Annotated in this window: 23 protein-coding genes and 1 riboswitch; of the genes, 11 read left to right on the forward strand and 12 right to left on the reverse strand. The window is 55.6% G+C overall.

The features are described from left to right. Positions 1 to 56: 56 nt before the first annotated feature. On the reverse strand, positions 57 to 470 hold the full coding sequence (locus GHN86_RS20700; RefSeq protein WP_153387227.1) for a hypothetical protein: 414 nt from the start codon (positions 468 to 470) through the stop codon (positions 57 to 59). Then, positions 460 to 1,059 (reverse strand): helix-turn-helix transcriptional regulator, encoded by a 600-nt coding sequence (locus GHN86_RS20705; protein WP_153377900.1) that lies wholly within the window; start codon positions 1,057 to 1,059, stop codon positions 460 to 462. Before GHN86_RS20705 ends, GHN86_RS20700 begins: the two co-directional genes overlap by 11 nt. Before the next feature lie 338 nt (positions 1,060 to 1,397). On the opposite strand from GHN86_RS20705, the gene GHN86_RS20710 reads away from it, so the two are divergent. From GHN86_RS20710 to GHN86_RS20725, 4 genes are all read left to right on the forward strand, one after another. Continuing rightward, positions 1,398 to 1,766, forward strand: a complete 369-nt coding sequence (locus tag GHN86_RS20710) for a DUF3077 domain-containing protein (RefSeq protein WP_153377899.1) — start codon at positions 1,398 to 1,400, stop codon at positions 1,764 to 1,766. 197 nt (positions 1,767 to 1,963) lie between these two features. Then, positions 1,964 to 3,229: a cation:proton antiporter gene (locus tag GHN86_RS20715; protein ID WP_153377898.1), complete on the forward strand. Its 1,266-nt coding sequence runs from the start codon at positions 1,964 to 1,966 to the stop codon at positions 3,227 to 3,229. 182 nt (positions 3,230 to 3,411) lie between these two features. Further along, positions 3,412 to 3,783 (forward strand): hypothetical protein, encoded by a 372-nt coding sequence (locus GHN86_RS20720; protein WP_153377897.1) that lies wholly within the window; start codon positions 3,412 to 3,414, stop codon positions 3,781 to 3,783. Position 3,784: 1 nt separating this feature from the next. Further along, positions 3,785 to 5,776 carry a pyrroloquinoline quinone-dependent dehydrogenase gene (locus tag GHN86_RS20725; RefSeq protein ID WP_153387229.1) on the forward strand — a complete coding sequence of 664 codons (1,992 nt, stop codon included), beginning with the start codon at positions 3,785 to 3,787 and terminating at the stop codon, positions 5,774 to 5,776. Positions 5,777 to 5,875: 99 nt separating this feature from the next. Here GHN86_RS20725 and GHN86_RS20730 read toward each other — a convergent pair whose 3' ends face one another. Beyond that, positions 5,876 to 6,784: a LysR family transcriptional regulator gene (locus tag GHN86_RS20730; protein ID WP_153377895.1), complete on the reverse strand. Its 909-nt coding sequence runs from the start codon at positions 6,782 to 6,784 to the stop codon at positions 5,876 to 5,878. Positions 6,785 to 6,892: 108 nt separating this feature from the next. Here GHN86_RS20730 and GHN86_RS20735 point away from each other — a divergent pair, with 108 nt between their 5' ends. The 3 genes from GHN86_RS20735 to GHN86_RS20745 are packed head-to-tail and all read left to right on the forward strand — an operon-like array spanning position 6,893 to position 9,440. Next, on the forward strand, positions 6,893 to 8,134 hold the full coding sequence (locus GHN86_RS20735; RefSeq protein WP_153377894.1) for a D-amino acid dehydrogenase: 1,242 nt from the start codon (positions 6,893 to 6,895) through the stop codon (positions 8,132 to 8,134). 31 nt (positions 8,135 to 8,165) lie between these two features. After that, positions 8,166 to 8,516, forward strand: coding sequence for a RidA family protein (locus GHN86_RS20740; RefSeq protein ID WP_153377893.1), 351 nt, complete (start codon positions 8,166 to 8,168; stop codon positions 8,514 to 8,516). Positions 8,517 to 8,537: 21 nt separating this feature from the next. Next, complete coding sequence (locus GHN86_RS20745; RefSeq protein ID WP_153377892.1) at positions 8,538 to 9,440, forward strand: transporter substrate-binding domain-containing protein; 903 nt, start codon at positions 8,538 to 8,540, stop codon at positions 9,438 to 9,440. Positions 9,441 to 9,443: 3 nt separating this feature from the next. Here GHN86_RS20745 and vapC read toward each other — a convergent pair whose 3' ends face one another. The 4 genes from vapC to GHN86_RS20765 form a co-directional block, all read right to left on the reverse strand. Continuing rightward, positions 9,444 to 9,842: a type II toxin-antitoxin system tRNA(fMet)-specific endonuclease VapC gene (gene vapC, locus GHN86_RS20750; RefSeq protein WP_153377891.1), complete on the reverse strand. Its 399-nt coding sequence runs from the start codon at positions 9,840 to 9,842 to the stop codon at positions 9,444 to 9,446. Further along, on the reverse strand, positions 9,842 to 10,072 hold the full coding sequence (gene vapB / locus GHN86_RS20755; protein ID WP_153377890.1) for a type II toxin-antitoxin system VapB family antitoxin: 231 nt from the start codon (positions 10,070 to 10,072) through the stop codon (positions 9,842 to 9,844). The genes vapC and vapB overlap by 1 nt, the downstream gene beginning before the upstream one ends. A 125-nt stretch (positions 10,073 to 10,197) precedes the next feature. Beyond that, positions 10,198 to 10,917 (reverse strand): 16S rRNA (uracil(1498)-N(3))-methyltransferase, encoded by a 720-nt coding sequence (locus tag GHN86_RS20760; protein WP_153377889.1) that lies wholly within the window; start codon positions 10,915 to 10,917, stop codon positions 10,198 to 10,200. Between the two features lie 83 nt (positions 10,918 to 11,000). Beyond that, positions 11,001 to 12,407: an adenosylmethionine--8-amino-7-oxononanoate transaminase gene (locus GHN86_RS20765; RefSeq protein WP_153377888.1), complete on the reverse strand. Its 1,407-nt coding sequence runs from the start codon at positions 12,405 to 12,407 to the stop codon at positions 11,001 to 11,003. Positions 12,408 to 12,692: 285 nt separating this feature from the next. Between GHN86_RS20765 and GHN86_RS20770 the strand changes: the two genes are divergently transcribed. Together GHN86_RS20770 and GHN86_RS20775 are read left to right on the forward strand one after the other, a co-directional pair. Beyond that, on the forward strand, positions 12,693 to 13,244 hold the full coding sequence (locus GHN86_RS20770; protein WP_153377887.1) for a cytochrome b: 552 nt from the start codon (positions 12,693 to 12,695) through the stop codon (positions 13,242 to 13,244). A gap of 32 nt (positions 13,245 to 13,276) precedes the next feature. Next, positions 13,277 to 13,852: a YceI family protein gene (locus GHN86_RS20775; RefSeq protein WP_153377886.1), complete on the forward strand. Its 576-nt coding sequence runs from the start codon at positions 13,277 to 13,279 to the stop codon at positions 13,850 to 13,852. Between the two features lie 126 nt (positions 13,853 to 13,978). On the opposite strand, the gene GHN86_RS20780 is transcribed toward GHN86_RS20775, so the two are convergent. The 4 genes from GHN86_RS20780 to ahcY all read right to left on the reverse strand — a co-directional run bounded on the left by GHN86_RS20780 (position 13,979) and on the right by ahcY (position 19,621). Then, positions 13,979 to 15,832 carry a DEAD/DEAH box helicase gene (locus GHN86_RS20780; RefSeq protein ID WP_153387231.1) on the reverse strand — a complete coding sequence of 618 codons (1,854 nt, stop codon included), beginning with the start codon at positions 15,830 to 15,832 and terminating at the stop codon, positions 13,979 to 13,981. Positions 15,833 to 16,320: 488 nt separating this feature from the next. Beyond that, on the reverse strand, positions 16,321 to 17,124 hold the full coding sequence (locus GHN86_RS20785) for a hypothetical protein (protein ID WP_153380349.1): 804 nt from the start codon (positions 17,122 to 17,124) through the stop codon (positions 16,321 to 16,323). A gap of 140 nt (positions 17,125 to 17,264) precedes the next feature. Beyond that, complete coding sequence (gene metF, locus GHN86_RS20790) at positions 17,265 to 18,110, reverse strand: methylenetetrahydrofolate reductase [NAD(P)H] (protein ID WP_153380347.1); 846 nt, start codon at positions 18,108 to 18,110, stop codon at positions 17,265 to 17,267. Positions 18,111 to 18,211: 101 nt separating this feature from the next. Next, complete coding sequence (gene ahcY, locus GHN86_RS20795) at positions 18,212 to 19,621, reverse strand: adenosylhomocysteinase (RefSeq protein ID WP_153380345.1); 1,410 nt, start codon at positions 19,619 to 19,621, stop codon at positions 18,212 to 18,214. A gap of 22 nt (positions 19,622 to 19,643) precedes the next feature. Continuing rightward, positions 19,644 to 19,750: riboswitch (S-adenosyl-L-homocysteine riboswitch) on the reverse strand. A gap of 183 nt (positions 19,751 to 19,933) precedes the next feature. On the opposite strand from ahcY, the gene GHN86_RS20800 reads away from it, so the two are divergent. Both GHN86_RS20800 and GHN86_RS20805 read left to right on the forward strand, forming a co-directional pair. Beyond that, complete coding sequence (locus GHN86_RS20800; protein ID WP_153380343.1) at positions 19,934 to 20,335, forward strand: acyl-CoA thioesterase; 402 nt, start codon at positions 19,934 to 19,936, stop codon at positions 20,333 to 20,335. A 211-nt stretch (positions 20,336 to 20,546) separates the two neighbouring features. Further along, positions 20,547 to 21,398 carry a formate/nitrite transporter family protein gene (locus GHN86_RS20805; RefSeq protein WP_153387233.1) on the forward strand — a complete coding sequence of 284 codons (852 nt, stop codon included), beginning with the start codon at positions 20,547 to 20,549 and terminating at the stop codon, positions 21,396 to 21,398. Positions 21,399 to 21,405: 7 nt separating this feature from the next. Here GHN86_RS20805 and trhA read toward each other — a convergent pair whose 3' ends face one another. Continuing rightward, a complete protein-coding gene (gene trhA / locus GHN86_RS20810) occupies positions 21,406 to 22,023 on the reverse strand; it encodes a PAQR family membrane homeostasis protein TrhA (RefSeq protein WP_153380339.1) in 618 nt (205 codons plus the stop codon). Positions 22,024 to 22,066 lie beyond the last annotated feature (43 nt).

Consider the following 22,066-nt stretch of genomic DNA (forward strand, 5'->3'; position numbering starts at 1 on the left):
AAAGCCTTGGCTATGCAATATGATGCTCCTGCGTCAATTCAATAACCGTGTTGCACTCAGCTCCTGCAACCGCCATCAATAACGAGAAAGGTGAGCGAGTATAGGAATGTTCCAGGCGTTACGACGATCCCCATCCATTGCAGAACAATAAGCTTCGTCGCAGCAATGCTGCTAAACATGAGAAGTGCAAATAATATTAACGTCAATGCAAGGTAGATCATCCATGACTGCTCGTTCCGATCTCTTAAATCATAAATCGTCGTCGCTTCCTGCCTGGAAAAAAATTTCTTATGAACCGCTTTAACTTCAGCAGGACTAAAATCATCTATAACCTCGCTTCGCAAAAGCTCAACTAACTTGACCCTCATTATTTTCCCGGTAGAGACAATCATGATCACACCGAGCCCTTTACCACTCTCAAAACCCAGCAACTTGTATTTAAGATTAGCCCCTGCGCATTTACAAACCATTGAATCGTTCCTCAACAATAAGGCCGATAACATGCACCTCATTGGACTCGCCTTCTTGACCACGCCAAATACAGAGTCTCGACGTACTTAACATATATGCCAAGTTGTCGCCCTCTCTACAAATCACCCCTCTATGCACAATTAACAAGTCTCCGGACGTATTTCCGCCCTCGATATCCTGCTCCAAGAGCACCCCTAATAAATTATGCGCACTGCCAAAATAATAAGTGAGAGGAAATGATGTCACTAGTTCACCTACCGTCTTTTCAAGACAGCCAAGCAAGAACCCCTCACTTATTATCGGCACAGCAGCCGGATTCATGTTGCCCTCTAACGATATACTTTGATCAATCGCTTCTTTCTCTTCAAAATCGACATGCTCAATTTCCTTATAAGACACGCCAAAAAAATCAGATATTTTTCGAACCGTAGAATGTTGAACATTCGTTACACGCCCTTCTAAAATATTGTAAATAGTCGTTCGGGTCAGACCGCTGGCATTACACAGTGACAACTGCGTTTCCCCACGACTTTTAATTAAATAACGGATATTGCTTTTCAGGTGCTCATTTTTTTCTCTGCGGTGCATTTGCGAACCCTCACTGCCCACTCCTGAACTTTCCCTTCCAGGTCTCCCGCACACGTAACCGTATTAAAAATAAAATATCAATCCGATTACTGCATCAGTCAAACCAAAATATTTCATACGGTCTGGAGCTCACATCGCAGTAAGGAATAGTCTAAAAGCAACGTAGGAATTTATACCGAGAATTTGATCAAGCTTATGAATACTGAATTATTTTTTATCAATTTTTAATTGCCCAAAACAATTAATCATTATTTTATGCAAATGCATATTTATTTGATAAAAGCACACGTCATCCCTGCGAGTATTTTGCAGACAGACACTCATACCCAAGGAAGAGCATGCAAGACTTCAAAAAACTCTCGCCAACGAGCAGCACCGACACTGCCCGCGACTGCGTCGCCTCTACGACAACCGACCTTACAGCTATGACTTATAAGGCCTTGGTCTTGGACCGCGACGCCGCCAATCGAGCAGTGGACTTCTATCTGTCTGACATGCCACCGTTAGCCAACTCGACACCGGCCATTCTTGCAACCCACGATGGCGTCACTCTAAAAGCAGTGCTAGCCCATGCTTCGGACGTGTTGCGTCAAGCCGGGAACGCCCTGAATGGCTTACCCAAAGAACAGATGATTTCGGTGATGCACCTGATTGACATGGCCAAGTCGTGTGTCGACACGTCTTTGGACAAGTTGGTCAGCCGCTAACAATGCGAATGTTGCCTCGCAGCCATCGTTAATTCCCTACGCGCTGCAACCATCCGACTTCACGACGGTCAATGGTTGCCAGCCATTGCGCCCGTTTGTCACGCCCCTGCGATGTGCCCCTGACACCAAGGGGTGCATCCAATAGGTGGGCTGACCTGATCAGCCTCTCCCTCACTCCCGCCACCACAGGATCCCGAATGCTTGAACTTGTTGCTGCGTTTATTTGCCTGACTTCACTGCTGACGTACGTGAACTTCCGTTTCATTGGCCTGCCCCCCACCATTGGCGTCATGGTCACCGCCCTTATGTTTTCGCTGCTGTTGCAGGGTCTGAGCTTTCTCGGGTATCCGGGCCTTGAAGAGCGCGTGCAAGAGCTGATCGGCCAGATCGACTTCGGCGATTTGCTGATGAACTGGATGCTGTCGTTCCTGCTGTTTGCCGGTGCCTTGCACGTGAACATCAACGATGTGCGCAGTTACCGCTGGCCCATTGGCCTACTGGCCACGGTCGGTGTGTTGATCGCTACAACGGTGATCGGCAGTTTGGCGTACTGGATTTTTGCCCTTTTCGGCTGGCACGTGAGTTTCTTGTACTGCTTGCTCTTCGGTGCGTTGATTTCCCCGACCGATCCGATCGCCGTGCTCGGTGTGCTGCGAACCGCCAATGCTTCCAAGCCGCTTAAAACCACTATTGTGGGCGAGTCGCTGTTCAATGACGGCACCGCCGTTGTGGTGTTCACGGTGTTGTTGGGTATTGTGCAACTGGGCGAAACCCCTAGTCTCAGTGCCACAGCCATGCTGTTCGTTCATGAAGCGATTGGGGGCGTGGTGTTCGGCGGGCTGATCGGTTATCTGGTGTACCGGATGATCAAAAGCATTGAGCAGTATCAGATCGAGGTGATGTTGACGCTGGCACTGGTGATTGGCGGATCGGCCATGGCCAGTGAGCTGCATGTCTCGGCACCGATTGCGATGGTGGTGGCAGGTCTGATTATTGGCAATCTGGGCCGCAACAAGGCCATGAACGAAATGACCCGCCGCTACATGGACGGTTTCTGGGAACTGCTGGATGACATGCTCAATGCGCTGCTGTTTGCGTTGATCGGCATGGAACTGTTGCTGTTGCCGTTCTCGTGGCTGCACTTGCTGGCCGCCAGTGTACTGGCCGTGGCCATTTTGCTTTCGCGCCTGCTCACCGTGGCTCCGGCCATTGTGCTTTTGCGTCGCTGGCGGACAGTGCCGCGCGGCACGATCCGTATCCTGACGTGGGGCGGTTTGCGCGGCGGGGTTTCCGTGGCGCTGGCGCTGGCACTGCCATTGGGCCCTGAACGCGACTTGATTTTGAGTATCACTTACATCGTGGTGCTGTCGTCGATCCTGTTCCAGGGCCTGACCATCGGCAAGTTGGTCAAGCACGTGACCAAAGATGCGCCGGTTGAAGCGCACCACGACCACGCGCACTAATTGCCCAAACGTACTGTAGTCGCTGCCGAAGGCGGCGACTACGATGATTTTTTGCTCGCCGTATGACCGGCAACAGCCACAGATTCCTACGCAACATGGAAGCCTCATCCCGCTGTTTTCCAGTAGCTTGGCTACACTGAATTTCCTGATGCCTTGTGGCATGACATGGAAAGGGGAAAGGGATGAGTACTTCTGCTGTCTATACACCGCCCAGGCGCCACCTGGGTGCCTACATCATGATCGTCGCAGCCTTGGTCGCTCTGGCCATCACCGCTTGGCGGTTCTTCACTCCCTTGTCGGGCGTGACGGACTCCGGAGGCGCCATGGTCGCGATGTTCGCCGAGTTTGTGATGTTTCTTTTAGGCGTACTGCTGGTGCAGACCAAACCTGGAGGGCTGCGCTGTTTTTGGCTGTTTTTAAGCTGGGTCGGGGTGATCGGAACGTTTATTGCCGTGTGTCTGCTGCACGGTTGGTTGACGGCCGTGGTACTGGCCATCTGCGCTGTGGGCGTCGTCATCGAAACGTTTGGCGGCAAGCCAACAAGGAACGCGTGATATGAACAGGATCAAAAAGCATCTGTTGACCGCCCCGGCGCTGTGCGCGCTGGCAGGACTGTCCAATGCCTACGCACAAGACACCTATACGGTTCCGCCGCCCTTGCTGGCACCGGCCAGCATCTCGGCCGAAGAGGCCAAAATTCCGCTGCCTTCGGGCAAGGAGTGGGACAGCTTTCACGGCCAGTTGAGCGCGCAGAAGTATTCTCCCCTGACACAAATCAACAAGGATAACGTCGGTAAACTGACCAAGGTTTGGCAGTATTTCACCGGCGACATGTCATCCGGCACGGATAAAATCCCGCCTTCGGTGTGGTCCGCCACGCCTATTTTTGCCAACGACACGCTGTACGTCGGCACGCCTTTTTATCGGATCATTGCCCTTGAACCGGAAACCGGTAAAGAGAAATGGACCTACGACACCAAGTCGCCGTTGGTGGCTGAAACTCAGCCCGCATTGAAGTCTCGTGGTGTGTCTTACTGGCAGGAAAAGAACCCGCAAGCGGGCGTGGCCTGCCAGAAGATGGTTTATCTGGGCAACATGACCGCACAGTTGTATGCGGTGGATGCGGACACCGGCAAACCGTGCGAAGGCTTCGGTAAAAACGGTGTGGTGGACGTTAACCAATGGAACAAGGTCAACGCAAAATGGCCGCTGTCGCAACTGCAACCACCGACAGTGATCGGCGACAAGCTGATTGTCGGCTGGGCCGGTAAAGACTGGGAATACGAAGTCGAATCGCCGGGCTCGCTATTTGCCCTGAACGCCCGTACAGGCGAGCTGGAATGGGAATTCAAACCGATCCCGGACTCGGAAGCAGGCAAAACCGGCACGGCCAACATTTGGACCGCCATGTCCTATGACCCTGCGCTGGGCTTGCTGTACATCCCCGTGTCATCACCTTCGCCCAACTATTGGGGCGGCAATCGCACCAAGCCCATTCCGCTAGGCACTTCCACAACGGCACTGGATATCAATACCGGCAAAGTGGTGTGGTCTCGTCAGTGGGTTCACCACGATTTGTGGGACTACGACATCAACTCGGCGCCGACTCTGATGGACATCACCGTCGATGGCAAACCTGTTCCTGCACTGATGCAGGCCACCAAAATGGGCTTCTTGTTCACGGTGGATCGTCGCACGGGCGAAGACGTGTGGCCGATTGAGGAGCGCCCGGTACCGCAAGGTGATGCAGATGGCGAAGTGTATTCGCCTACTCAACCGTTCCCGACCAAGCCCGCGCCGTTGCTCGACCAGTCCAAAAAGCCTGCTATCTGGAAAATTGCTGACATCGTCGGTTTTGGTCAGTGCTCGAAAATGTGGGATGGCCTGGAGTACGACGGTATGTACTCGCCGCCTTCCACCAAAGGCAATGGCGTACTGGCCTATCCGGACAGCGCCGGTGGCGTGCAATGGGGCGGTGTAGCCTTTGACCCGGTCAGTCAGGTGGCCATCGTCAACACCTCGCACATCGTGCAGATGATCAAACTGTGGGACCGCGCCGCTTACGACAAGCAACCTAAAACAGCGGGTAACGAAAACGGCTTCTACCCACAAATCGGCGCGCCTTACGGCATGAGCCTGCTCAACGCGCAGAACTGGGCCGGTATGCCGTGCTGGGCACCGCCATTCGGTGAACTGGTGGCCATCGACATGCACACCGGTGATGTGAAATGGCGTCGTCCGATGGGTGCTGTGCAGCAATGGGGCTGGTACATGCCTGAAGACATGGGCTCGCCTACCATTGGTGGACCGGCGGTAACGGCGGGTGGCGTGGTGTTTATCGGGGCATCGATGGACGCCAAAGTGCGCGCCTACTCATTGGAGGATGGCAAGGAGCTGTGGTCTGACATTGTCATGGCCCCTGCAGTCGCCAACCCGGCCGTGTATGAATACAAAGGCCGGCAATACGTGGCATTTGTGGCCGGCGGCAACTCGATCATGAAAGATCAAGTGGGCGATCAAGTGGTTGTGTACGCCCTGCCGAAATAATCCCGTAGTCGCTGCCGCAGGCTGCGAAGGGGGGCTAGCCCCCCGTTTTCCAAGGGGCCCCACACCCCCTGCGCAACCTTCGCCAGCGCCTGCAAGGATCTACACTGCCAACCGCTGCAACTGTTCGCTGGCCCGCTCAGCGAACAGTTGCAGTAACCCCTCCAGGGTATGCGCCGGAGCTTCATCTGCTCGGGTCAGCGCATACAACGTTATCGGCAGCGCCGGGCTCAAGGGCCGAATCAAGGTGCTCGCCCGTGAAGCGCCCAACGCGGTAAACGGATCAATCACCGTCAATCCCGCCCCCGACTCCACCATCGCCCGTGCCAATGAATAGGTCTGCACCGCAATACTGATACGCGGCGGCGGTTCTACGTTCTTGAGGTAGTTGTCCAGGTTCGCAAACAGCGGATCGGCACTGCTCAGGCCAATCAGCGGTGCATCCGCCAGTTGCTCCAGCGCCAGCGGCACTCCTTCACTTTCATCGGGCCAGTATCCGCGCGGCGCCAGCGCCACGAGCACACCGTGGGCCAGCGGCTGCGCCTTGAGACCAGGATGGTCGGGTAACTTGAAGGTCAGGGCCACGTCCAGTTCATGCATCAGCAGGTTCTGGATCAGCTCTCGCGTGTGGGCGCTGGCCAGCTCACAACTGATGTCGGGATAGCGCTGCGTCCATTCGCTGATCACTGGAGGCATCAGCGACAAGGCCAATGCCGGGGTGCTGCCAATGCGCAGACGATGGCCCGGCGCGCGGCGCAAACTTTCTGCCAGACGCTGAACGCCTTGCAGGCTTTCGGTCACTTTGTTGACTTCGCGCTCCAGCAATAACGCTTCGGGGGTTGGCTGGAGCTTGCCACGCACCCGTAAGAACAAGGCAAAACCCAATCGCTGCTCGGCATGTTGCAGCACTTTACTGACGGCAGGCTGCGACACATGCAGCAACTGCGCCGCTGCACTGACAGAGCCGGTTTGGCGAATCGCTTGAAACACTTCGATATGACGCAAGCGCATGGTGGCAGTCCATAACCTTTGTTTATGGGAGAGCCATCTTTATTCATTGTTCGACGCCTGTCACCTGCCCCTAACCTGAAGCCCGTTCAACAAGGGTTAGGGACAGACATGACACAGCGGGTTTGCATCATTGGAGGGGGCGTCATCGGGCTGGCCACCGCGTATGCCTTGATACGCGATGGCTTTGAGGTAAGCGTGATAGAAGCTCAACCCACCCTCGGCAGTCAGACCAGCTTCGCCAACGGCGGCCAGTTGTCGTACCGCTATGTCGCACCGCTGGCCGATGCGGGCGTGCCGTGGCAAGCGATGGGCTGGATGCTGCGCAGTGACTCACCGCTCAAGCTTCGTCCGCGCATGGACCCGGCGCAATGGCGCTGGCTGGCGTCGTTTATGGCGGCGTGCCGGGGTTCGGTCAATCAGCGTAATGGCGCGCATCTGCTGCGTTTGGCGCTGCTCAGTCAAGCCACGTTGCAACAGTGGCGCGAAGAAGATCGTCTGGACGGCTTTGCGTGGCAACGTAACGGCAAACTGGTGGCATTCCGGGAGCAGGCGAACTTCGACAAAGCCCGCAAAAAAGTGCTCAACAGCGCTTGGCAACAGGCATTGAGCGCCAGTGAGTGCGCCAGCCTGGAGCCCGGCCTGCAAGGGTCCACCTTTGCGGGTGGCATTTACACCCCAAGCGAAGAAGTGGGTGATTGCCACGCTTTCTGCCAACAACTCACCGCCCGCCTGAAAGCCAGCGGCCGTTGCACCTTTTTGCTGGGCAAGACGGTCACCCGCATCCGCCACGCTAATGGCGCTGTACACGCCGTGGAAATGGGCGATGAGGTGCTGGACGTGGACCAACTGGTACTGGCCGCCGGGCATAACAGCCCGGCACTGCGGCTGCCGGGCTTGAATCTGGCGCTGTATCCGCTCAAGGGCTACAGCCTGACACTGGCGTTGAGCGATCCGCAAAAAGCCCCGCAAATGAGCATCACCGACTACGATCGAAAAATCGTATACGCCCGTATCGGCGAGCAATTGCGCATTGCGGCGATGGTCGACATCGTGGGTTTCGATCCTTCGCCTGACCCTAAACGTTTGGCGCAAATGCGCCAGCTGGCGTCCAGCACATTCCCCGATGCGGGAAATTATCACGACGCCATCGAATGGGCTGGCATGCGCCCTGCAACGCCTACTGGCGTGCCGATTCTGGGAGCAAGCGGTTATCGCAACCTGTGGCTCAATCTGGGTCACGGTGCGCTTGGCTTCACCTTGGCTTGTGGCAGCGCACGCCTGCTCAGTGAACTGATTGCCCAAACCCAAACATCCATCGACCTGCAAGGCTTGGCGCCTTATGCCGCCTGACGATGCCACGCTGAATAAAAAGGAAAGTCCTATGACGATTCACCGCATCCACAGCAATGAGCGTTTGAGCGCTGCCGCGACGTTCGAGGCGCTGGTATTTCTGTCTGGCCAAGTACCGACCCACAGCGAGGACATCACCGCACAGACGCAAGAAGTCCTGAGCAAAATAGACGCCTTGCTGGCCGAAACCGGCAGCGACAAAGACCATATTCTTAACGCCACTATTTATCTGCAAGACATCGGGCGCGACTTTGCCGCCATGAATGCCGTTTGGTCGGCCTGGCTGTCGGACGGCAAAGCGCCCACCCGCACCACGGTCCAAGCCGAACTGGCGCGACCTCAGGTATTGGTAGAAATCAGTGTGATTGCTGTTCGTCGTTAATCTTTTTAGGGGGATACAACAATGAAAAAACTGACCTTGATCAGTTGCACGCTCAGCCTGTTAATCAGCCACGCCGTTCAGGCCAACGAAGCACCTTTGCAGGGCACGCTGAAGAAGATCGCCGACTCAGGGACTATTACCTTGGGTTATCGCGACGCATCAGTACCGTTTTCATACGTCGGCGACAACAGTGGCAAACCGATGGGGTACTCGGTGGATTTGGCGAACAAAATCGTCGAGCGCATTCAACAACAGGTCGGCGGCAAACCACTGAAGATCAAATACAACCTCGTGACGTCCCAAACCCGCATCCCTTTGGTGCAGAACGGCACCGTTGACCTTGAATGCGGCTCTACCGGCGTGACCGCCGAGCGACAAAAGCAGGTGGCGTTTTCCTACGGCTTTATTTACGTCAAAGGTCAGCTGCTGACCGCCAAAGACAGCGGCATCAAAGGCTTTGATGATTTGCGTGGCAAAAACGTCGTGACCACTGCAGGCACCACCAATGAGCGCTTTATCAAGAGCTACAGCGCAGACAACAAGATGGACATGAACGTGATCAGCGCCAAAGACCATGGCGAAGCGTTCAAAATGCTCGAAACCGGTCGCGCCGTGGCGTTTTACATGGACGACGCGCTGCTCTACGGCGAACGCGCCAAAGCCCGCGACCCGCATAACTGGAACGTGGTTGGGGCCGAACAATCGCGGGAAATCTACAGTTGCATGGTGCGCAAAGACGACCCGCAGTTGCTCGCAGTGGTCAACACAACGCTGGCCGACTTGTATAAGTCCGGTGAAATCACGGGCATTTACCAGCGCTGGTTTGAACAGCCCATCCCTCCCAACGGCCTGAACCTGGAGTTTCCAATGACCGCCGAACTGAAGCAGATCATCGCCAAGCCAGTGAGTGATCCGGTGCAGTAAGGTTCAGACCCTATCTTCGATGCGCAAACCGGGTACACGCTCAAATTCGCGGCTGTTATTGGTCACCAGAATCAGCCCCTGCGAGCGTGCATGCCCGGCAATCATTTGGTCGTAAGGGCCAATGGGCTTTCCTGCCAGCGCTAATTCGGCGCGCAGCTGACCCGTATGAATCGCTGCCTCCTGGTCATAGTTCAAAACCTCCAGCCGAGCAGCAAAACCTTCAACGACGGTCAAATTTCGCTGCGCATTGGATGATTTTTCTGCACCGTAGATCAACTCCATCAAGGTCACTGTGCTGATGCACAGTTGGCCATGATGCGCGGTGAACGCCTTGCGCACAGATTCCGGACGGTTTTTGATTGTAAAAATGCAGATGTTGGTATCGAGCATGAATTTGAGCATCAGAACTCATCCCGCTTTTGATCAGCGGGCTGTTCACGGTCTGCCATAAAGTCTTCTGTAACACCTTCACCCTGAAACCAACTGTCCCACGACTCACCTGCCGGAGTGATGATTCGCGCTCTCCCTACGGCGATAATGTCCACCCGCTTAACATCGTCAGGTAACGCTGCTGCTTTAGGCAACCGCACTGCCTGACTGCGATTGCTTAGAAAAACTGAACCTTGTTCCATGACACACCTCAGGGATATGCTTTTGATATATCCCATCGTAGTTCGGGTCACTGACAAGTCAATGGGTGCCCCCCGAACCACAGCAGCCTACCGACAAACCGCTCTGCCAACTGTCGATGCGATTCTCAAAAATCGCCCCATAACTGCTGCGCTACCGCCAACGCCACAACCGGTGCAGTCTCTGTGCGCAGCACGCGTGGCCCCAGGCGGGCGGGTTGAAACCCGGCGGCTTGGGCCTGATCGATTTCTTTATCGGTCAGCCCGCCTTCGGGGCCAATCAAAAACGCCAGACGCTCTGGTTTGGCGTGACTGGCCAGCGGCTCTGAAACAGGGTGCAACACCAGTTTGAGGTCGGCTTCCGTGGTTTTGATCCAGTCCGCCAGCAATACGGGTGGATGAATGACCGGCACACGCGAACGCCCGCATTGTTCGCAAGCACTGATCGCCACTTGTCGCCAGTGCGCCAGACGCTTGTCGGCACGCTCGTCCTTGAGCCGCACTTCGCAACGCTCGCTCATGATCGGGGTGATTTCATTCACGCCCAGCTCAGTGGCTTTCTGGATGGCCCAGTCCATCCGCTCGCCCCGGGATAGCCCCTGCCCCAGATGGATCGCCAAAGGTGACTCGACTTGACCGGCGAAAGTAGCGTCGAGCAGCACACGAACGCGTTTTTTGCCGACTTCCAACAAACGCCCCGAGAACTCATGGCCCGAGCCGTCGAACACTTGCAGGGCATCGCCCTCGGCCATGCGCAGGACGCGGCCAATGTAATGCGCCTGAGCTTCAGGCAGTTCATGTTCACCGACGCTCAAGGGCGCATCGATAAAGAAGCGGGACAGTCTCATTAAAATTCTCTGAATAGGGCTATGTGTAGCGGCTGCTGCGCAGCCCATCGCAGGCTGCGGCAGCGGCTACAGGCTTGATGTGTTTAGCCGGGGTCGCGGAAGTCAGGGTGGAAGTTCGCCGGTACGGCCACGCTGATGTCGCTGCGGGTCGCAATGTCGATGCCTTCACTGGCCACTTCGGCGAGGAAGTCTATCTGCTCCGGGGTAATCACGTAAGGCGGCAAGAAATACACCACGCTGCCCAACGGGCGCAACAAAGCGCCCCGTTTCAACGCGTGCTCAAACACTTTCAGACCCCGTCGTTCCTGCCACGGATAAGCCGTTTTAGTGGCTTTGTCCTGAACCATTTCAATCGCCAGTACCATGCCCGTCTGACGCACTTCCGAGACATGTGGATGGTCAGCCAAGTGCGCAGTCGCACTGGCCATACGCTGGGCAAGCGCTTTGTTGTTCTCGATGACGTTGTCTTCTTCGAAAATATCCAGGGTGGCCAAGGCCGCCGCACACGCCAGCGGGTTACCCGTATAGCTGTGAGAATGCAGGAAGGCGCGCAAGGTCGGATAGTCGTCGTAGAACGCGCTGTAGACGTCCTCTGTCGTCACGCAGGCGGCCAAGGGCAAATAGCCCCCTGTCAACGCTTTGGACAAACACAGGAAGTCCGGCGTAATGCCTGCTTGCTCACAGGCGAACATCGTTCCGGTACGGCCAAAGCCGACCGCGATTTCGTCAAGGATCAGGTGTACGCCATAGCGGTCACAGGCTTCACGCAGCAACGTGAGGTACACCGGGTGGTACATGCGCATGCCACCCGCGCCTTGAATCAGCGGCTCGACAATCACTGCCGCAACACTGTCGTGGTGCTCGGCGAGGGTCTGCTCCATCGCCAGAAACATCGTGCGCGAGTGCTCTTCCCAACTCACGCCTGCGGGGCGCAAGTAGCAATCCGGGCTAGGCACTTTGATCGTGTCGAGCAACAACGCCTTGTAGGTTTCGGTGAACAGCGGCACATCACCCACCGCCATCGCCGCCATGGTTTCACCGTGGTAGCTATTGGTCAGGGTCACAAAACGCTTTTTATTCGGCTGACCGCGATTGAGCCAGTAGTGAAAGCTCATTTTCAATGAGACTTCGATACAGGACGAGCCATTGTCAGCGTAGAAACAGCGCGTGAGCCCTTCGGGCGTCATCTTGACCAGCCGCTCGGACAGTTCAATCACCGGTTGATGACTGAAGCCGGCCAGGATCACGTGCTCCAGTTGGTCAACTTGATCCTTGATGCGTTGATTGATGCGCGGGTTGGCGTGGCCAAACACGTTAACCCACCAGGAGCTCACGGCATCCAGATAACGCTTGCCTTCGAAGTCTTCCAGCCACACGCCTTCGCCGCGCTTGATCGGGATCAGAGGTAACTGTTCGTGATCTTTCATTTGGGTGCAGGGGTGCCATAAAACGGCAAGGTCGCGCTGCATCCACTGATTATTCAGGCCCATTTTCACTCTCCTGGCGGTGGCTCCCGGCGTGTGCGGGCAAACAATCGCGCAAGCCTAAGCAATGCGCAGGCGTGTAACAACCCATTACGGAAAAACCCGAACCAAGGTTGTTCTTTGAGACGCTCGCGGGCATAAAAGAGCGACATAAAAAACGCTTAACATTTGCTTAACGTTTAACTCTCAGGCTCCAGATCGTATTTATCGATACCTTGCAGCAAAAAAATGCGCTTTCTTTCGATAGGTAATCCCTTAGTCTTAGGCTCAATTTCCTACAGGATGTTGGTGATGCAGCTACGCAACTCTCCTTCTCGTTACGGTGCGGTCAGCGTTTTCCTGCACTGGGCTGTTGCATTGGCAGTTTTTGGTTTGTTTGCATTGGGCTTGTGGATGGTCGGTCTCGACTACTACAGCCCGTGGCGCAAAGAAGCGCCAGACCTGCATAAAAGCATTGGCCTGACGCTGTTTGCTGTGATGTTGATACGCGTCGTATGGCGCTGGATCAGCCCACCTCCGCCGGCGTTGGCCAGCTACAGTCGTGCAACCCGCATTGGCGCCACACTTGGCCATGCTGTGCTATATCTGGGTTTGTTTGCCGTCATGACGGCCGGCTACCTGATTTCAACCGCAGAGGGCGTAGGCATTCCGGTGTTCGGCTTATTTGAAGTGCCAGCACTGATTTCCAGCCTGCCCGACCAGGCCGATGTGGCCGGTGTGGTGCATCTATGGTTAGCCTGGGCCGTGGTCATTTTTGCCGGTTTGCATGGCCTGGCTGCGTTAAAACACCATTTTATCGATCGTGATGTGACCCTGACTCGAATGCTGGGTCGCAAAGCCTGATGTTCAACCTCAACTCAAAAGGAATGGAACGCATGTTGAAAAAGACCTTCGCAGCACTGGCACTCGGTACTGCACTGCTGACCGCTGGCCAGGTTATGGCTGCTGACTACACCATCGACAAGGAAGGCCAGCACGCCTTCATTGACTGGAAAGTCAGCCATTTGGGCTTCAGCTTCATTCACGGTACGTTCAAGGACTGGAGCGGTACGTTCTCGTGGGATGCCGCCAAGCCTGCCGACAGCAAAATTGACGTCACCCTGAAAACAGCCAGCCTGTTCTCCAACCACGCTGAACGTGACAAACACATTGCCAGCAAAGACTTCCTGGACGTGAGCAAGTATCCGGAAGCGACCTTCAAGTCGACCAAAGTGGTGCCAACGGGTGAAAACACCGCTGACGTAACGGGCGACCTGACCCTGCACGGCGTGACCAAGCCGGTGACATTCAAGGCCACGTTCAACGGCGAAGGCAAGGATCCGTGGGGTGGCGAACGTGCTGGCTTCAACGCTACCACCACCATCAACCTGCAGGATTTCGGCATCAAGTCCCCAAGTAAGGACCAGACGCTGAGTCTGGACATCTCGCTGGAAGGCGTGAAGGCCAAGTAACAGCGCTTTTAGACGGCGCATAAAAAACGCCCCGGCTTGTGAAAGCCGGGGCGTTTTTGTGTGCGGATCAAAAGCCCATCACCCTAGCCCTCTCCCAAAGGGAGAGGGTTGGGGTGAGGGTGCTTTTCAGCGGTTGCGAGTCAGCAACGCTGGTTTTTCACCACGAGGGCGGTTCGGCAGTTGATCGAGTTGCTCAGGGGTCAGAAAACGCTCGGTTTTTGACTCTTTATGCATGATCTTCGGCTGATTCTCGCGAGGTCCCTTCACCGCTGGCTCTTGACGCGAATCATCGCGTGCCGGACGGTTATCGCGACGGGCCTGGCCATCACGTGGAGCGCCGCTACGTGGGCCGCTGCGCTTGGCAGGCGGGGTACCCGTGCTCGCGCCGGTGCCCGTGCGCGGGCCATTCTGGCGGCCCTGCGAAGCGCCACCCGTACGGGCAGGTGCTGACCCCGTAGCGGCTGCCGGAGCACCCGGACGGCGTCCACGGCTCTGGTTGTTCTTGTTCTGGTAAGGGCTGACGTAATCAGCACGATTACCAAAGTTATCCACGTCATCATCACGGAACTCGTCCGGCGCACGATTGGCATCTGAACGAGGCGTCGGCTGGCGCTGTTCACGAGCAGGCTGCGCTTCACGAGGCTTTTGCTCACGCGCCGGGCGCTCGCCGCGAGCGGCTGCGGGCTTTTCCTTGCCTTTGTCCTTGCCCTTGTCTTTACGGCCACCACCACCGCCATTACCCGGGCCGTCACCACGCGGGCCACGTGGCGGGTTGCGCGGGTTACGCACATCCGGACGCTCACGCACTTCAGGCTTCTCGGCTTCTACAGAGCTTGAGTCAAAACCCATCAGGTCGCCGTCAGCGATTTTCTGCTTGGTCATGCGCTCGATGCTTTTAAGCAGTTTTTCTTCGTCCGGAGCAACCAGCGAGATCGCTTCGCCCGAACGACCGGCACGGCCTGTACGGCCGATACGGTGAACGTAGTCTTCATCGACGTTCGGCAGCTCGAAGTTGACCACGTGCGGCAGTTGGTCGATGTCCAGACCGCGTGCGGCGATATCCGTGGCGACCAGAATGCGTACGGAACCGGCTTTAAAGTCGGCCAGTGCTTTGGTACGAGCGTTCTGGCTCTTGTTACCGTGGATGGCCACAGCGCTCAGGCCGTGTTTGTCCAAGTACTCGGCCAAACGGTTTGCACCATGCTTGGTACGGGTGAAAACCAGCACCTGCTCCCAGGCACCTGCGGTGATCAAGTGAGCCAGCAGGGCACGCTTGTGAGTGGCCGGCAAGCGGAAAACGCGCTGCTCGATACGCTCAACCGTTGTGTTCGGCGGGGTAACTTCAATACGTTCCGGGTTGCGCAGCAACTTGCCAGCCAGGTCAGTGATGTCCTTGGAGAACGTCGCCGAAAACAGCAGGTTTTGACGTTTGGCAGGCAGACGCGCCAGCACTTTTTTCACGTCATGGACAAAGCCCATGTCGAGCATCCGGTCGGCTTCATCGAGCACCAGAATTTCAACGTGGGAGAGGTCAACACTGCCTTGACCGGCCAGGTCGAGCAAACGACCCGGGCAGGCAACCAGTACGTCAACACCGCGCGACAGCGCTTGAACTTGCGGGTTGGTACCCACACCACCGAAGACACACGCACTGACGAACTTCAAGTCGCGGGCATAAAGCTTGAAGCTTTCGTGCACTTGGGCGGCGAGTTCGCGAGTCGGGGTCAGGACCAGCACGCGGGGTTGGCGTGGGCCGTGGCGCTGGGATTTGTCGGGGTGGCCGTTGGGAAACAGCTTTTCCAGGATAGGAAGCGCGAAACCGCCTGTCTTGCCTGTACCTGTCTGAGCCGCAACCATCAAATCGCGACCTTGCAACACGGCGGGAATAGCCCGCTGTTGCACCGGAGTAGGCTCGGTGTAGCCCGCAGCTTCAATGGCACGGACTAAAGCCTCGGAGAGACCGAGGGAAGCAAAGGACATGAGAAATCCTGTTCTAGTTAGGGCTTGGCCCAAAGGGATAGTCTTGCCTGGCGTGAATCGCGTTTAAGGTGACGCAATCCCGTCCGGTCCTGCTCCAGTCCTGAAGGCCCATTCATGCCGCTCGCGCTGGCTGTAAGCTGCGCCGTAACGGGAGGTTGAATGCCTTGTACAAGGACGAGCGGCCGGGCGTAAGCCTGGCGGAAAACCCGGAGTATAACAGAGCAATCACGGCGCGCCGATTTCATGCTGCTGAACGGTTTTTCATGCCTCAGTCCACAAGCGGTCGCGCAGCCGCTTCATTGGTCGGGCGGTCAGAACAGGCCATCATCACTGGCATAGGGATAGCATTTGAAGCGCAGTTAGCAGGCGCCTGATCCAAAGGCTAAAGCCGGTGCGCTTCAAATACATTAACTTGTTCGGATTACGGATAGGGTCGAGAACAAATGAGCATTAGCGCCCTCGAACACGGCAACCTGAACCTTAAGTTGTTACATGCAGACAACCATAGAAATATCATCAATATCGAAGGCATTTTCTGCTTGAAATCTCAAAATCTCGATATTGTCAGATTGGTCTGAAAGGATAGGTATCGCGAGTGTATAGTGCCCAGCTTTATTGACTGCCCGATGAGAGTTACCGCCTACGGAGACAGTGACATCACCATAAACATTTGAAAGGGTAAAAAACACTTTTACGATATCCGTTGAAACGAGTGGACGATCCAGAGTAACGGCCTGTTTGATATGACCCACACCCGCAACATTCGCTTTGCCATCAAGAAACGTGGTAAATCCGTCAAACGTCCAGTGCTCATCACGGCTTGAAAAATCACCGTTTTTGATTACATTCCGCGGCGTGCAGTTCTTATTCTCGAGCTCCAGCCATATGTCATCTAACACTAGATAATTAGGGGCTTCAAATTTTATAGTCAATCGATTTGATGTCATATCGGCTGGCAATACTAAGCCGATATCGTAATCACCGCCCGAACGAAAAATTAGAGTCTCCATCCCCTCTAAAGTGACGTACAAAACAGCTATCAGATCAGAAACTTTGAATTTAAGCCGCAGCGCATCGTCTTTATGGAGAGGCGCCTCTAAAACAATAGTTTGCTCAATATAACCTGACGTCTTTGTCCATTTAACAGTGGCAGCACTGCCATCAAATGTGGCGCCTAAGTGAGTCCACTTATCACCAAAATCTGTAAATTCACCATTCAAAATCAAATTAGACATTTTTTCACCCTGGTTGTAGGAAGTTATTGAGTTTTTGATTTTAAAATCAAGATTCATACATTCCCACTCTCAGCAATGATGGTATTTCTGGCCCTATTGTTTTTCAGTTCATTGGCAGGTAAATCCAATGACGAGAAATTTCGTGTTGCCTTGAAAGACACATGAAAAATCCCGCCAAAGGAACAACACCGCTATTTTTAACGCGGCAGCTTCAGGTTGTTCCAGATCGCCAGGCTCGGCTCGGACTGGTTCAAGGTGTAAAAGTGCAGCCCCGGTGCGCCGCCATCGAGCAGGCGTTCGCACATCTCGCTGATCACCTGCTCACCAAACGCTTGAATGCTCTGTACATCGTCGCCGTAGGCTTCCAGCTGCTTGCGAATCCAGCGCGGGATTTCAGCGCCGCACGCGTCAGAGAAACGCGCCAGTTTGCTGTAATTGGTGATCGGCATGATGCCCGGCACCACAGGGATCGTGACACCCGCGGCTTCTACGCGCTCGACAAAGCGGAAGTAGCTGTCAGCGTTGAAGAAGTATTGGGTGATTGCACTGTCAGCGCCCGCTTGTGCCTTGCGTACGAAGTTATTGATATCGTCTTCGAAATTATGCGCTTGCGGGTGCATTTCAGGGTACGCAGCCACTTCGATATGGAAGTGATCGCCGGTCTCTTCGCGAATGAAGCTCACCAGGTCGTTGGCGTAACGCAGCTCGCCGCTGGCCATGCCCATGCCGGAAGGCAGGTCGCCACGTAGCGCCACGATACGTTTGATACCGGCAGCCTTGTACTGGTCCAACAGACCACGCAAATCGGCCTTGCTGTCACCCACGCAGGACAAATGCGGAGCCGCAGGCACTTTTACTTCGCTCTCCAGTTGCAGCACGGTGTTGATCGTGCGGTCACGGGTAGAGCCACCGGCACCGTAGGTGCAGGAGAAAAAATCCGGGTTGTAGGTCGCCAGTTGGCGAGCCGTGTTCATCAGTTTTTCATGTCCAGCATCGGTCTTGGTCGGGAAGAACTCGAAGCTGAAACGACGGTCTTGAGACATGGAAATACCCTTGCGTACGCGAAGGGGCAGTGATGGCCCCTGACGCTGAACTCACACACAAAAAAAAGGCGGTCAGTGCAAGCCTGACCGCCTTTCTTTAATCAGTAACGGTAGGTTTCAGGCTTGAACGGACCTTCGACGGTGACGCCGATGTAGTCAGCCTGTTGTTGGGTCAGCTGAGTGACCACACCTCCGAAACCACGCACCATTTCCAGTGCCACTTCTTCGTCCAGCTTCTTGGGCAGCACTTCTACGGTCAGACGCTCGGCTTGCAGTTCGGCCGGCAGGTCAGCGTATTTCTGTGCGAACAGGAAGATCTGAGCCAGAACCTGGTTAGCGAACGAGCCATCCATGATGCGGCTTGGGTGACCGGTAGCGTTACCCAGGTTAACCAGACGGCCTTCGGCCAGCAGGATCAGGTAGTCGTCGTTCTGTGGGTCGAATTCGCCCAGACCAGTACGGTGAACCTTGTGAACCTGTGGCTTCACTTCTTCCCATGCCCAGTTTTTGCGCATGAAAGCGGTGTCGATTTCGTTGTCGAAGTGACCGATGTTGCACACTACAGCGCGTTTTTTCAGCGCAGCCAGCATGTTCTTGTCGCACACGTTGACGTTACCGGTGGTGGTCACGATCAGGTCGATTTTGCCCAGCAGCGCAGCGTCGATGCTGGCAGCAGTGCCGTCGTTCTGGCCGTTGATGAACGGCGAAACTACTTCAAAGCCGTCCATGCACGCTTGCATGGCGCAGATCGGGTCAACTTCCGACACTTTAACGATCATGCCTTCCTGACGCAGGGACTGAGACGAGCCCTTGCCCACGTCGCCGTAGCCGATCACCAGCGCTTGCTTGCCGGAAAGCAGGTGGTCAGTACCACGCTTGATGGCATCGTTCAGGCTGTGACGGCAGCCGTACTTGTTGTCGTTTTTGCTTTTGGTGACCGAGTCGTTCACGTTGATCGCCGGGATCATCAGCTCGCCTTTGGCCAGCATGTCCAGCAGGCGGTGAACGCCCGTGGTGGTTTCTTCCGTCACGCCGTGGATCTTTTTCAGCATGGCCGGGTATTTTTTGTGCAGCAGCTCGGTCAGGTCGCCGCCGTCGTCGAGGATCATGTTGGCATCCCATGGCTCGCCATCCTTAAGGATGGTTTGCTCCAGGCACCACTCGTACTCTTCTTCGGTTTCGCCTTTCCAGGCAAATACCGGGATACCGGCGGCAGCGATAGCGGCAGCAGCTTGATCCTGAGTCGAGAAGATGTTGCACGACGACCAACGTACTTCGGCACCCAGGGCAACCAGGGTTTCGATCAGTACGGCAGTCTGGATGGTCATGTGGATGCAACCCAGAATCTTCGCGCCCTTGAGCGGTTGTTCTGCTGCATAACGGCGACGCAGGCCCATCAGGGCAGGCATTTCGGACTCTGCGATGAAGGTTTCGCGGCGGCCCCATTGGGCGAGGGACATATCAGCGACTTTAAAGTCGGCAAAACCAGCAGGCGTGTTTACAGCGCTCATCAAGAGCCTCCATTCGTTTAATCGCGAATGGGCGCCGTTGTGCGTTTAGTGCCTGCCCAGGGAGCCCTGAACAAACAACGCCCCATCCGAGCCTGACAGGTTGAACCTGCTGCAGCGCCCCTCGGACAGGTGGCGGGAACGGTACTGGGTAAAAATGACCGTTTTGAAGCGGGGGTGATTATAGCCATCAAGGCATCGGTTCCCAAGGCTTTTTCTTTTGCCTTATCGAGACCATAGTCCAAGCCTAATAGAGCTAAGCGCCGTGGTCTGACATCATGGCCGCCATCTAAGGCAAGACGGTCAGGAGCGAATATGAATTTCCACACCCGCAAATGGGTTAAACCCGAAGACCTCAACCCAAACGGCACCTTATTCGGTGGCAGCCTGCTGCGCTGGATCGATGAAGAGGCTGCGATTTACGCCATCGTGCAATTGAGCAACCAGCGCGTGGTGACCAAATACATTTCCGAAATCAACTTTGTCAGCGCCTCGCGTCAGGGCGACATCATTGAGCTGGGGATCACGGCCACCGAATTCGGCCGCACGTCCATCACTCTGACCTGCGAAGTGCGTAACAAAATCACCCGCAAAAGCATTTTGACCGTCGACAAAATGGTCTTCGTCAACCTGGGCGAAGATGGCCTGCCGGCGCCGCATGGCCGTACCGAAATCAAATACGTCAAAGACCAGTTCCAGGATGAAAATCAGGCGTAATGCACGCAGCCTCGTAGCAGTTGCCGAAGGCGACGTCCGATTGCGAAGCGATCGTAAAACCTGTGTACGCCGTTCGGCTGAGAATTGCGTACTCAAATTTTACGCCGACTGCGTCGCCCAACGCAGCCTGCGGCAGCTGCTACGGGACAACAAATGAACAGCTACAGTCCATACGTGTCGTACATTCACACGCCAATGGTTCTGGAGCCTTATGGACACGCAAAAATCAGGCAAAACCCCCAACCTGTCGGCTGAAGAAGAGCACGACGTGACCAAAAACCAGCCTCCACGGGCCGCCGTTCTGCACGAAATCATTCGCTTGCAGGGCGATCAGGAACTGGAGCGCAGCATCGCCGCCCTGTTCTGGTCGGCACTGGCCGCCGGGCTGACCATGGGCCTGTCGCTTATGGCCATGGGCCTGCTCAACTCACGCTTACCCAGCGGCGAAGCCTTCAAGGTCATCGCCAGCTTCGGTTATTGCGCAGGTTTTCTGGCGGTCATTCTTTCTCGCCAGCAATTGTTTACCGAAAACACCCTGACAGCCGTGTTGCCGATCATGAGCAAACCCACACTGAAAAATGTCGGCCGATTATTCCGGCTATGGACGGTGGTGTTGGTCGGTAACCTGATGGGCACCTTGCTGGTGGCCTACGTGATGTTGCACTTGCCGATCTTCGACCCCCAGACCGACAAGGCCTTTCTCGAAATCGGCCGCAAAGTCATGGAAAACGACGCCAGCCAGATGTTTGCCAAAGGCATCATTTCTGGCTGGATGATTGCCACCATGGTGTGGATGATCCCGTCGATGGAGAGCGCCAAGATGTGGATCATCATCCTCATCACTTATCTGATGGCGTTGGGCGACTTCACGCACATCGTGGTCGGTACGGCTGAAGTGTCGTACCTGGTATTTGCCGGCGAACTGCCGTGGAAAGACTTCTGGTTGATCTTTGCCGGCCCGACGCTGGCCGGCAACATCATCGGCGGCAGTTTCATATTCGCCCTGATCAGCCACGCGCAAATTCGCAGCGACACACAAAAACCCGAACAGGACGCTCAATGACCCTGGGTCAGATCACGTAATGCGCGATGGCCACAAAATGCAACAGGCTTCCGGCAATCACGAACAGATGCCATATGCCATGGGCATGGCGCAGACGATGATCCAGGGCAAAAAAGATAATCCCCACGGTGTACATCACCCCGCCCGCCGCCAGCCACACAAAGCCGGCGGTGCCTAGCGCTGCCAGCAACGGTTTGACCGCCACCAGCACAATCCAGCCCATCAGGGCGTAGATGACGATGGACAAAATACGCGCTTCGGAACGTGGCTTAATCTCTTGCAGCATGCCGATCACCGCCATGCCCCAGACGATCCCGAACAGCGACCACCCCCACGGCCCGTGCAATGTGACCAGACAGAACGGCGTGTAACTGCCCGCAATCAACAAGTAAATAGACAGGTGATCACACTTCTGCATGACCACCTTCGAGCGCCCGCGCACGCTGTGATACACGGTCGACACGGTGTACAGCAGCACCAGCGTGACTCCGTAGATCGCAACACTGATGATCTTTTGCGGGCTGCCGTCGAGCGCCGCCATCACCAACAACCAAATACTGCCCACTGCTGCCAACACCGCCCCGACCAAATGGGTCCAGGCGTTGAATTTTTCGCCGTGATACATGTGCAACATCCTCAAGAACCGATAGTGCGTCTGTGTCACTTTG

It is taken from the genome of Pseudomonas helleri, assembly GCF_009600315.1.
Lineage (GTDB): Bacteria > Pseudomonadota > Gammaproteobacteria > Pseudomonadales > Pseudomonadaceae > Aquipseudomonas > Aquipseudomonas helleri_A.